Source organism: Ruegeria sp. CDSA089 (assembly GCF_059612205.1).
The window spans coordinates 803,717-815,384 of record NZ_JBXWQD010000001.1; the positions used below are offsets into that span (position 1 = coordinate 803,717).

The 11,668-nt window shown below is 61.1% G+C and carries 11 protein-coding genes; 2 read left to right on the forward strand and 9 right to left on the reverse strand.

What is annotated here, in order from left to right; genetic code table 11:
* Nucleotides 1-26 precede the first annotated feature (26 nt).
* Together AC2FJ6_RS04115 and AC2FJ6_RS04120 are read right to left on the reverse strand one after the other, a co-directional pair.
* Nucleotides 27-674: a sulfotransferase family 2 domain-containing protein gene (locus AC2FJ6_RS04115; protein ID WP_170770150.1), complete on the reverse strand. Its 648-nt coding sequence runs from the start codon at nt 672-674 to the stop codon at nt 27-29.
* Nucleotides 671-1,606, reverse strand: coding sequence for a DMT family transporter (locus AC2FJ6_RS04120; protein WP_170782758.1), 936 nt, complete (start codon nt 1,604-1,606; stop codon nt 671-673). The genes AC2FJ6_RS04115 and AC2FJ6_RS04120 overlap by 4 nt, the downstream gene beginning before the upstream one ends.
* A gap of 155 nt (nt 1,607-1,761) precedes the next feature.
* Between AC2FJ6_RS04120 and AC2FJ6_RS04125 the strand changes: the two genes are divergently transcribed.
* Nucleotides 1,762-2,775: a hypothetical protein gene (locus AC2FJ6_RS04125; protein WP_170770146.1), complete on the forward strand. Its 1,014-nt coding sequence runs from the start codon at nt 1,762-1,764 to the stop codon at nt 2,773-2,775.
* Nucleotides 2,776-2,781: 6 nt separating this feature from the next.
* Here AC2FJ6_RS04125 and upp read toward each other — a convergent pair whose 3' ends face one another.
* From upp to AC2FJ6_RS04160, 7 genes are all read right to left on the reverse strand, one after another.
* Nucleotides 2,782-3,414, reverse strand: coding sequence for a uracil phosphoribosyltransferase (gene upp, locus AC2FJ6_RS04130; protein WP_170770144.1), 633 nt, complete (start codon nt 3,412-3,414; stop codon nt 2,782-2,784).
* Nucleotides 3,411-4,397: an adenosine deaminase gene (locus AC2FJ6_RS04135; protein WP_170770142.1), complete on the reverse strand. Its 987-nt coding sequence runs from the start codon at nt 4,395-4,397 to the stop codon at nt 3,411-3,413. The genes upp and AC2FJ6_RS04135 overlap by 4 nt, the downstream gene beginning before the upstream one ends.
* Nucleotides 4,394-5,605, reverse strand: a complete 1,212-nt coding sequence (locus tag AC2FJ6_RS04140) for a phosphopentomutase (protein WP_170770140.1) — start codon at nt 5,603-5,605, stop codon at nt 4,394-4,396. Before AC2FJ6_RS04140 ends, AC2FJ6_RS04135 begins: the two co-directional genes overlap by 4 nt.
* Nucleotides 5,602-6,909: a thymidine phosphorylase gene (locus AC2FJ6_RS04145; RefSeq protein WP_170770138.1), complete on the reverse strand. Its 1,308-nt coding sequence runs from the start codon at nt 6,907-6,909 to the stop codon at nt 5,602-5,604. The genes AC2FJ6_RS04140 and AC2FJ6_RS04145 overlap by 4 nt, the downstream gene beginning before the upstream one ends.
* A gap of 3 nt (nt 6,910-6,912) precedes the next feature.
* A complete protein-coding gene (locus AC2FJ6_RS04150; RefSeq protein ID WP_170770136.1) occupies nt 6,913-7,299 on the reverse strand; it encodes a cytidine deaminase in 387 nt (128 codons plus the stop codon).
* A gap of 89 nt (nt 7,300-7,388) precedes the next feature.
* Nucleotides 7,389-8,480, reverse strand: a complete 1,092-nt coding sequence (locus AC2FJ6_RS04155) for a cupin domain-containing protein (protein WP_496668477.1) — start codon at nt 8,478-8,480, stop codon at nt 7,389-7,391.
* A complete protein-coding gene (locus AC2FJ6_RS04160; RefSeq protein ID WP_170770132.1) occupies nt 8,455-9,138 on the reverse strand; it encodes a hypothetical protein in 684 nt (227 codons plus the stop codon). The genes AC2FJ6_RS04155 and AC2FJ6_RS04160 overlap by 26 nt, the downstream gene beginning before the upstream one ends.
* Nucleotides 9,139-9,324: 186 nt before the next feature.
* On the opposite strand from AC2FJ6_RS04160, the gene AC2FJ6_RS04165 reads away from it, so the two are divergent.
* Nucleotides 9,325-11,598 (forward strand): NADP-dependent malic enzyme, encoded by a 2,274-nt coding sequence (locus tag AC2FJ6_RS04165; protein ID WP_496668479.1) that lies wholly within the window; start codon nt 9,325-9,327, stop codon nt 11,596-11,598.
* Nucleotides 11,599-11,668: the final 70 nt, after the last annotated feature.

Below are 11,668 nucleotides of genomic sequence, written 5' to 3' on the forward strand. Positions count from 1 at the left end.
TTCAAGATTCCAAACGGAACGTACTGCTAATCAAAGCGATACCCAAACCTGTCGACATCCTCGGCCCAAGCCTCGGCCACAGCCGCACGTGTCTTGGCGCAATAGTAACTGCGATAATCCGGTGCCCGCTCGGACCTGTTGCTCAGGGGCAATGCCACCCGAAATCCCAAATGGTCGAATAGCGGGGCGGCGTCTCGGTCAAAATACTCCAGCCGGATGAAGGCACTGCAATGTTCGGTTCCGTCGGTCAGCGTCATATAGCGCCTTGCGGGATTGGCTGCGAAGGATCGTGCAATCTGCGGGTGCAAGACGAAATCCTGAAATGAAAGGGTTTGCGCCAAGGTGACATCCCGGTGGTCAAACTTTTGGGTTCTGAGCCAATGATAGTAGCTGACCATCCTGTCCCAAGGGTTGCGCACCAGCGTGAACGTGAACATGCCGCGCAACGCAACCGGTGTCATCAGCCCATCCAGCGCAGAAAGCGGTGCGTGTTTCGTCAAAGCGCCAACGCCTGTCAAAGCCTTCTGCCGCTTGCGCCGCCGTAGGGCCTTGGGTGTATCGCCTATAAGGATATCATCCTTCATAGCCCGCGCCTCTAACGCCAGAGACAGCGACGTTCCCCCGGTTTTGGGGATGTGGACAAACACGTATCTACGGCCATTTGAGATGATCATGCCGCCGCCTGCTCGGCGGGCGCGCGACCAGCCCGCCAGCCCAGCAGCGCTCCGGCGGTCGCGATCAGACCAATCCCTCCGATCTGCATCAGCCCGATGGATTGACCAAAGGCGACCCACGCAAACAGGGGGCCGAAAATCATGACCGAGTATTCGAACACTGCAACATAGGATGGCTCGCCTACCTGATAGGCTTTGATCAGCATGAAAACCGCGATTGTTGACCCTACAGCCTGCACGATGATCCATGGCACAGCGTCTTGCATCTGCCACACCCAGCCACGCGTGACAAACCCGTCGGGCCCTGGGGGCGATATCATGGGGAAGAGGGTTAGAACCCCCACTCCGATCAATCCCGTCAACCCCAGTGTGATCACCATCGCCGCCAACAGCGCGACTGTGCTTTCACCCGCGCAATGGCTGCGCGTGATGATGGCGCTGAGGGCATAGAACAACCCTCCGGCCACCGGCAGCAGGGTGCGGGCATCAAAATCCTGCGGATTGGGTTGCAGCACGCATAGAATCCCAGCGAACCCCAGTAGGACGGCCAGAATGCGCCATGGCCCGATCCTCTGCCCCATTGCAAGCGTCGAAATCAGCAGCACGAAAATCGGAGAGGTGAACAGACCTGCCAGCGCCTGCGCAATCGGCATCAGCGCCAGCGAGGTGAAATAGAACAGCATGGCCAGCGTGATCAGCACACTGCGTAGCATCACCGGACCCGGCCGGACGGGACGCAAGCGCCCGAATCCCAACAAGGACAAGCCGATGATCAGCGGCAGCATCAGGGTGGACCGGCTCAGGTGGAACTGCCACAGCCCGACCGTGTCGGCCAGCAGGATCACTACGTTGTCGATCACCCCGATGATCGCCATTGCGCTGACCATCAGAACCGAGGCCAAGATCGGAGAAGTTTGCGCACCAGACGACATGTTTGACCCTATTGCAGAAACCGACCGGGGCACGCCTACGCCCGGATGCGTCGTCACATCCAGCACAATTCCCCGACATCGCGCAACAGGTTTGCGCCGCTGGATTTTTGCGTGCTAAACTGCCGCCAATCAAGAATGAGCAGACCTCACCCGTGATGACGGCCCTTAAACAGTACCAACGGATCGAAGCAACCGGTCTGTGGCGCCCATCGCCCGATGTGCAGCGGCGCGAGGTCGTGGTGTCGATTGGCGAAGCCACGATGACAATCTCGGATTTCAACGACAACGCGCTGACCCATTGGTCGCTGGCTGCGTTGGAGCGGCAGAACCCCGGCGCGTATCCAGCTATATACAACCCCGATGGCGACCCGGACGAAACGCTGGAGCTGTCGGAGACCGAGACCACTATGATCGAGGCAATCGACCGCCTGCAACGGGCCATTGACCGCAGCCGTCCGCATCCGGGGCGATTGCGCTGGCTCAGCGTCGCCGGTGTTGCCGCCGCCGTCGTGGCCCTTTTGGTGTTCTGGGTGCCCGCCGCCGTGCAAAACCACGTGGTCTCGGTGGTGCCCGAGATCAAACGCCACGATATCGGCGACGCAATTCTTGAACGGATCGAGCGCGTGTCAGGTCGCGCCTGCGCCTCGGTCGACGCACAGGACGCGCTGAAACAGTTGGCCACACGTACCGGTGTGCGTGAAGTGGTTATCCTGCCTGCGGGCGTGCAAACGAGCCTCAGCCTGCCGGGCGGCATTATCCTGCTAAACCGCGCGTTGGTCGAAGATCACGAGGACCCTTCGGTCGCCGCCGGCTATATCGTCGCCGAACGCGCCCGGTCACAGGCACAGGACCCGCTGGACGATCTGCTGAACCGCACAGGTGCTGCAACCGCCTTTCGCCTGCTGACAACCGGAGAGCTGACACCGGGCATCGTCGATGCCTATACCGAAGAGGTTCTGTCTGAACCCCGCCCGTCCCTACCTGATGACGCGTTACTGGAGATGTTCGCGCAGACCGCCCTGCCCTCGACCCCGTTTGCCTATGCCATGGATGTGACCGGCGAAACCGTCCTGGGGTTGATCGAGGCTGATCCCATGGCCGGACGTCCTCAGCAGCAGGTTCTGCCGGACCGCGATTGGGTCCGGCTACAGAATATTTGCGGCGGCTAGACCAGCTTACTTGGTGCCAAACATCCGGTCGCCCGCATCGCCCAGCCCCGGCATGATATAGCCCTTGGAATTCAGCTCGCGATCCAGCGAGGCCGTGACGATATGCACATCCGGGTGCGCCTCTTTCATGCGTGCGACCCCTTCGGGCGCGGCCAACAAGCAAAGGAAGCGAATATCAGTGGCGCCAGCCTCCTTCAGCAGATCTATCGCCGCGGCTGAACTGTTGCCGGTGGCCAGCATCGGATCAACGGCAATGACCAGACGGTCCTTCAACCCTTCGGGCGCTTTGAAGTAATACTGCACGGGCTTGAGCGTTTCCTCATCGCGGTAGAGGCCGACAAAACCCACACGGGCCGAGGGGATCAGCTCCAGCACCCCGTCCAGCATACCGTTGCCTGCGCGCAGGATCGACACCAGCGCCAGTTTCTTGCCCGCTAGGATAGGGGCGTCCATTTCCTCCATCGGGGTTTCGATATGGCGGGTGGTCAACGGCATTTCGCGCGTGATCTCATAGGCCAGCAGCAGCGTGATCTCACGCAGCAACTGCCGAAATTCGGCGGTCGAAGTGCCCTTGTCCCGCATGAGCGTCAGTTTGTGCTGCACCAACGGGTGGTCAACGACGGTCAGGTGTTCGCTCATGTTCTCTCCAGTCTTGTCTTGACCCGTTCACGGGTCTTGTCATCGCAAAAGGCGGCCGCAAGGGCGGTTTCATTCAGGGCCGCGAAATCCTCGGCCTGCCAGCCGAAGGCTTGCGCCAGCATCTCATATTCCCGCCGCATTGTAGTGTGGAAAAACGGAGGGTCATCGGTGGAAACCGTGACTTTGACACCGGCATCCCGCAGTTTTGCAATCGGATGGGCCGCGAATTCGGGGAAAAGCCCCAGTACCACATTTGAGCCGGGGCAGACTTCAAACGTGATGTCGCGGTCGATGATCTCGCGGATCAGGTCAGGGTCTTCGATGGCGCGTACGCCATGGCCCACACGCTCCACGCCCAGATCGCGAATGGCATCGCGTACGCTTTCGGGGCCGCCGAACTCTCCGGCATGGGTCGTCAATCGCAAACCCGCCTCGCGCGCGCAATCGAAGGCCCATGCGTAGTCGCCCTGAGCGCCCACGGATTCATTGCCACCCATACCAAACCCAGTGATCCACTCGCCCGCCGTTTCCGCCGCGCAATAGGCGCTGAGTTTAGCCTTTTCAGGACCGAAATGGCGCACGCAGGTCACGACGCCGCGCAAGGTGATGTCGTATTTTCGTTCCGCCTCATCCGCCGCGTCCTGAATGGCGGTCAGGTAGTCACGCCAGGCGTGCAGGTCTCCGCCGCCGCAGAAATCGGGGCTGAGGAAGGTTTCCGAATAGACCACTCCGTTCGCCGCGCTTTCTTCGAGGATGGCCAGTGTCAGGCGGCGGAAATCCTCGGGCGATTTCAGTACTTCGCAGGCGGCCTCATACACGCTGAGGAAATGGGCGAAATCGCGGAAATCATAGCTGCCGTCGGGTTTGAAAATCCCGCTCAGGTCGATGCGCTTTTCATGGGCCAACTGCCGGATAAAGGCGGGCGGGGCCGCGCCTTCGTGGTGCAGGTGCAATTCGATTTTGGGAAGGTCTGCGACGCTCATAGAAAACTCCGCCCCGGCCCCTGCGCCGGGATGTTCAGGTGATGTGCGATGCTGGCCGCAATGTCGGCGAAATTGACCGCGCCGATCTGACCCGCGCCTCGCCCGGCGATCAGCACCGGAACCTGTTCCCGAGTATGGTCGGTGCCGATCCAGCTGGGGTCATTGCCGTGGTCGGCGGTCAGCAGCATCAGGTCGCCGGGGCGCAGGTGGGCGATGATTGCGCCGATCTCACGGTCGAACCATTCCAGCGCGCTTGCATAGCCGCTGATGTCGCGACGGTGGCCATAAAGGCTGTCAAACTCCACGAAATTCGCGAAGGTCAGGCTGCCCTCTTCTGCCTCATCGACCAGATCGGAGAGGTGGCGCATCAGGTCCGCGTCCGAGCCCTTGCGCAGCGTGTCGATCCCCTGCATCGAGAAAATATCGCCGATCTTGCCCACCGCGTGCACGCGCCGCCCGGCATCCTGCGCCCAGTTGGTCAGAACCGGCGCAGGCGGCAGGATGGCGAAATCCTTGCGGTTGGTGGTGCGGGTGAAGCCCTGTTCGGGAGAGCCCACAAATGGCCGCGCGATAACCCGGCCCACTTTCATCTCGTGCAGGCGTGGGGCCAGAGTTCGGCACATGTCCAGCAAACGGTCGAGGCCGAAATGCTCCTCATGCGCGGCGATTTGGAACACGCTGTCGGCGGACGTATAGCAAATCGGCCAACCGGTGCGCAGATGTTCAGCCCCAAGGTCGGCAATGATCGCCGTGCCCGACGCGTGACAATCACCCAGAATACCGTCCGTGCCCGCAGCCTCTGCCGCAGCGCGGCTCAGATCAGCGGGGAAGGATGGCTTGGTGTCGGGAAAGTAGTGCCAATCCCATGGCACCAGCAGCCCGGCCAGTTCCCAATGGCCCGAGGGCGTGTCCTTGCCCGGCGAGTGTTCCCGCGCGCAGCCCCATAGGCCGGTAGGTTCTGTCGCCAGCCCTGGCGTGTCCGCGCCCGAGGCCAAACGGGTCGCCGCCCCCAACCCCAAAGCGTCCAGATTGGGCAAGTGCAGCGGCCCCGAGCGGCCCTCCTCAGCCCGGCCCTCGGCGCAAGCCTGCGCGATATGGGCCAGCGTGTTGGCCCCCGTATCGGGAACCTCACCGTTGAAAAACTGATCCGCATCCGGCGCGCCGCCGATGCCGACCGAGTCCATCACCACCAGAAACACGCGGGTCATGCGGTGATCCTTTCATGCACGATCCCCGGCAGCGAGGGGTTGTCCGGCCCGAGGCTGATCGCGTGCAAGACGGCCTGCGCCGCCTGTTGCGCCGCGTCCTCGCGGGCGGCGTGGATCACGGCCAACGGCGCACCCTTGTCCAGCTTATCACCCAGCCGCACGATGTCCGAGACGCCAACGGCAGGGTCAATCAGGTCGCTCTCAACTTGCCGCCCACCGCCCAGTGCGACAACGGCCAGACCCAGCGCCTCACCGTCCATCGCGGCTACATAGCCCGCACTTGGCGCAGGGACTTCAAGGATCACGCTGGCCTCGGGCAAGTACCGCGACCAGTTGTCGACGAAATGCAGTGGCGCGCCAACGGCGGCCATCATGCGCCCGAACCTTTCGGCCGCGCGGCCCGAGCGGATGATTTCGGCCAATTTCTCGCGACCTTCATCCACGGTTGCGCACATCCCGGCATCCACCAGCAGAACGCCGCCCAACTCGGCCGAGATTTCGGCCAAGGGCGAATTGTGCCCGCTGGTCATGGCCTTCATGACCTCGCAGATCTCTAACGCGTTGCCCAGCGCGGGGGCCAAAGGTTGGTTCATATCCGTGATCACCGCCGAGGTCCGGCACCCCGCAGCATTCGCGGTCTGGGTCAGCGCCTGTGCCAGATTGCGCGCATCTTCGTGGGTTTTCATGAACGCGCCGCTGCCCACCTTGACGTCCAGCACCAGAGCATCCGGGCTGGCGGCCAGTTTCTTGGACAGGATCGACGCGGTGATCAGGTCCAGGCTTTCCACAGTCGCCGTCACATCGCGGATCGCATAGAGCCGCTTGTCCGCAGGGGCGATCTGCCCCGTTGCACCGACGATGGCCGCGCCGGTTTCGCGCAAAATCTGCGCCAGACGATCTTCGCTGATCTGAGTGGTCACGCCCGGAATCGACTCGAGCTTGTCCAGCGTCCCGCCGGTATGGCCCAACCCACGACCCGAGATCATCGGGACATAAGCTCCCATCTCGGCCAGTGCAGGCGCAAGCACCAGACTGACACTGTCGCCCACTCCGCCGGTCGAGTGCTTGTCGATCACCGGGCCATCCACGTCCCATGTCAGAACGTCGCCGCTGTCGCGCATTGCAACCGTCAGGTCTGCACGGCCCTGCGCGCCCAGACCGCCCATACAGACGGCCATGGCGAAAGCACCGGCCTGCGCATCACTTACACCGCCATCGGCCAGACCTTGCGCGAACCAGCGCAATTCCTCGGCCGTGGGCACCTGACCCCGGCGCAGCTTGGCGTTGATCGAACGGGCGTCCATGGCTCACTCCATATGCGAGGCGCCAAAGGCCCCCGGCAGCAGATCGCCGATGGTGGTTTCCATCTCAGACCCTTCGACCGAGGCCAGCGTCACCTTGACCTCGCGCTTGCCGAACTCGGCCAGTTTCTGACGGCAGCCCCCACAGGGCGGCACGGGCTGAGGCGATGAGGCGACCACATAAACCTCGGTCAGTTCCTGCTCACCTGCGGCGACCATGGCAGCAATCGCCCCGGCCTCGGCGCAGGTGCCTTCGGGATAAGCCACGTTTTCCACGTTGCAGCCGGAATAGACGGTGCCGCTTGCCGACCGGACCGCCGCCCCGACCTTGAAGTTCGAATAGGGTGCATAGGCGTTTTCGCGAACTAATAGGGCTGCGTCTTTCAGATTCATGGCGATTCCCCGATTTTTGATCATCTGGTCAGAAAAATACTGTTCTAGTGAAACGGCGCGCTAAGGTGAAGCCCCGCGCGCCGCAATTCTTACCCCAGTCTTGTGTTGAACGTACCCGGCAGCGTGACCTCAAGCAGCTCCACATCATCCGACGGGTCCGACAGGCGCGTCCGCATCCCCGGAGGGATCACGAAGGCGTCCCCTTGCTCCAGCGGGTACGGCTCGCGCCCCTCACCCTCTAATGTGACCGTGCCGTTCATGACAAAGGTGAAATGGATATCTGTGTCATGGGCGGCCCATTGCGGACCCCCCTGCCCTTTGCGCACCACCTGCACCCCGGCCACGCCCTTGGTGTTTTCGGCAATCGTTGTGTCGCGACAGATATAGCCCGGCAGGCGGAACGGCACCCAATCCGCGCCTTCGGCCTGATTGAAGACGAACTTTTGCCCCTGCCATTCACGATCGGGGCGGTAGTGCGGGGTGGGCAGGTCCATATCGTGATCAATCTCGGTGACGTGCTCGGCAGGCACGCCGATCTCGATCACCTGCACATTGTCCGATGCCTCAAGCACGCGGTGACGGATTTCGGGTGGCTGGATAAAGCAATCACCCGCCGTCAGGCGCATCTTTTCGCCTTGATCCTCATAGACCACATCCACCCAGCCATGGATGCAGAAGATCAGTTGGAACCCGACCTTGTGGAAATGCACCATATCCGGCACCGGGCCGCCATCCGGAATGCGGATATGGCTGGCAATGATGGACCCGCCCAGCCGGTCGGGCACCAGATCGCGGTAATGCATTCCGGCACGGCCAATGATCCACGGGGCCTGATCCTTGAGCCTGCGCACCACGAAGGAATGAACGGTGTCGGGCATGACCATGGGCGGATTCAGCTCATCAATCTCGACTTTTGTGCCGTTCGGGGCCACTAGGCTGCGCTGCCCGTCGGCAAAACTATCGGGGTCATCGGTCAGGATGCGCAACGTGCCGGGGCTTTCCGACGCGTCCTTTTCAATCCGCAGCCGCAGCCCGTGGCCGGAAAACACCGCCACCCGAGGATCATCGGCGGGATAAATCATATCCATCCGCATCCCCAGCACCTTGGTATAAAACGGGATATCGTCGCGCAGCTCCTGCGTGGGCAGGCGAATCTCAGCTTTGGTCTGGTTGTTGGTCATTCACTGTCTCTTCGGTCTTGGCTTTCGGCCATCCGATCAGAACAGCGGCCAGAATGCCAATCGAAAAGAACATCTCAAGCGTTTCTTCGAGCACAAACAGGCGCAGCATCATGGTTTGCGAAATATCCGAACCCATCATCCCGGACACCTCTTCGAGCAGTTGCGCGACCACCGCCGACATGCCCGCCAGGAAAAACACCAGCAAAAAAGGCGCGCGGGCTTTGAACGCGCGCCAGCCAGACGGAATGCCATGCCAGACCAGCCCGCCAAGCACGATTGCAACCAGCACCAAACGCACAAGGGTCATGTCCAGCGCTGTATCCAACCCGCTGAGGATCGTATGCTGCCAAGTGCCAATGGCGTAGATATCTGCCTCAAGCTCGCGCTCGGCCAGCAGAAGACAGACAACGCCAATATACAAACGCGACACGCCACGATAGCGATAAAGCGCAATCACCCCAGCCATCATCAGCGCGAATGCCGATCCGGTTTCGATCAGCCCGCCTTCTTGGTTGAAGGCCGAAGCCTGAACAGGCCAGATCGAAATCACGACCAGAATCCAGGCCATCACAGCCAGCACCGCCCGCAGCCCCACGGATTGTACACCGAACGATCCGTGCAGGACCAAGCCGGGGTTGCGTTCGTCTTTCAAGCTCATATCAGACCTTCATCGCTGCGCGTATTCATTGGTGTTTACGAACGCGGCAGACCGTAAATGTTTCGTGGCAGAATTCAACCAGCACCCCCATGAGGTCGGAAACCCGCAATGAAATGACGCAACGTAGCCAAGCCTCGGAAAATGGTTTAACGATCAACCAAGTCTTGGAACGGAGTTGATTTGTCGATGTCGGACACACCCAGCCTGCGGCAGGCCGCGCTTGATTACCACGCCCATCCCAAACCTGGAAAGCTTGAGATCAAGGCCACAAAGCCCATGGCCAATGGCCGCGATCTGGCCCGCGCCTATTCGCCCGGCGTGGCCGAAGCCAGCCTGGAAATCAAGGCCGACCCGCACAATGCCGAGCTTTACACCGCGCGCGGCAATCTTGTTGCAGTGGTCTCGAATGGCACTGCTGTTCTGGGGCTGGGCAATATCGGTGCGCTGGCCTCGAAGCCAGTGATGGAGGGCAAGGCCGTTCTGTTCAAGAAATTCGCCGGTATCGACTGTTTCGATATCGAGGTCGACCAGCCCGACCCCGAGAAGCTGGCTGATATCGTCTGCGCGCTGGAACCGACCTTTGGCGCGATCAACCTTGAAGATATCAAGGCCCCCGACTGTTTCATCGTCGAGAAAATCTGCCGCGAGCGGATGAACATCCCCGTTTTTCACGACGACCAGCACGGCACCGCCATTGTCGTGGGCGCTGCGGCCAAGAACGCGCTGCACGTTGCCGGCAAATCGTTCGAAGATATCAAAGTCGTCTCGACCGGCGGCGGGGCGGCCGGGATTGCCTGTCTGTCCATGTTGGTCAAACTGGGTGTCAAGCGCGAGAATATCTGGCTGTGCGATATTCACGGGCTGGTCTACGAGGGCCGCGCCAAGGATATGAATCCGCACAAGGATCAGTTTGCGCAGAAATCCGACCTGCGTACATTGGATGATGTGATCGGCGACGCGGACCTGTTTCTGGGCCTCAGCGGGCCGAATGTGCTCAAGCCCGAAATGGTCGCGAAAATGTCTAGCCGCCCGATCATCTTCGCGTTGGCCAACCCGACGCCGGAAATCCTGCCCGACGCCGCGCGCGAAGTGGCCCCGGATGCAATCATCGCCACAGGCCGCAGTGACTTTCCAAATCAGGTCAACAACGTCCTATGCTTTCCTTTCATCTTCCGGGGCGCGCTGGATGTAGGCGCTACCGAGATCAACGACGAGATGCAAATCGCTTGCGTGGACGGCATCGCCGAGATGGCGCGCGCCACCACCAGTGCCGAGGCCGCAGCCGCCTATAAAGGGGAACAGTTGACCTTTGGGCCGGACTATCTGATCCCCAAACCCTTTGATCCGCGCCTTGTGGGGGTTGTGTCCTCGTCCGTGGCCAAGGCCGCAATGGACAGCGGCGTTGCTAAGCGTCCCATCGAAGATATCGAGGCGTACAAGGAACAACTGAACCAGACCGTTTTCAAATCCGCCCTAATCATGCGCCCGGTTTTCGAGGCCGCCGCAGCCGCTTCCCGCAAGATCGTCTTTGCCGAGGGTGAAGATGAACGGGTGTTGCGGGCTGCTCAGGCTATTCTGGAAGAAACCACCGAGACCCCCATTCTGATCGGTCGACCAGACGTGATCGGGGCCCGCTGTGAAAGGTTGGGTTTGACGGTGCGACCAGGTGCGGATTTTCAGATCGTGAACCCGGAAAACGATCCGCGATACTACGATTATTGGACGTCCTACCACCAGCTCATGCAGCGCCGCGGCGTCACACCTGATCTGGCCAAGGCCATCATGCGGACAAACAACACCGCAATTGCCGCCATCGCGGTGCAACGGGGCGACGCCGACAGTATGATCTGCGGCACCTTCGGCGAATATCGCTGGCACCTGAACTATGTGGAACAAGTGTTGGCGGACGGCGACCTGCGCCCGCATGGCGCTCTTTCGTTGATGATCTTGGAAGACGGGCCGTTGTTCATCGCCGACACTCATGTGCGGCAACTGCCCTCGCCCGAAGAACTCGCCGAAAGCACCATTGGGGCCGCCCGTCACGTGCGCCGCTTTGGGCTAGAGCCCAAGATCGCCTTCTGCTCGCAATCGCAGTTTGGCAACCAGTCCGAAGGGTCCGGCAAACGCCTGCGGGCCGCGCTGGATATTCTGGATTCCGAGCCGCGTGACTTTACCTATGAGGGCGAGATGAACTTGGATCTGGCACTGGACCCCGAACTGCGCGGGCGGATCTTCCCCAATTCGCGACTGAAAGGTTCGGCCAATGTGCTGATTTTTGCTCATGCGGACGCAGCCAGCGGTGTGCGGAATATTCTGAAGATGAAGGCCGACGGGCTGGAGGTCGGGCCGATCCTGATGGGGATGGGCAACAAAGCGCATATCGTGACGCCCTCGATCACCGCACGAGGGCTTTTGAACATGGCCGCCATCGCCGGTACGCCGGTCACGCACTACGGATAAACTGCGGCCGGACGTCTGAAACGGCGTCCGGCCGATTCCCTATCTGTTTGCACGCCCGAATTTGCAGTTT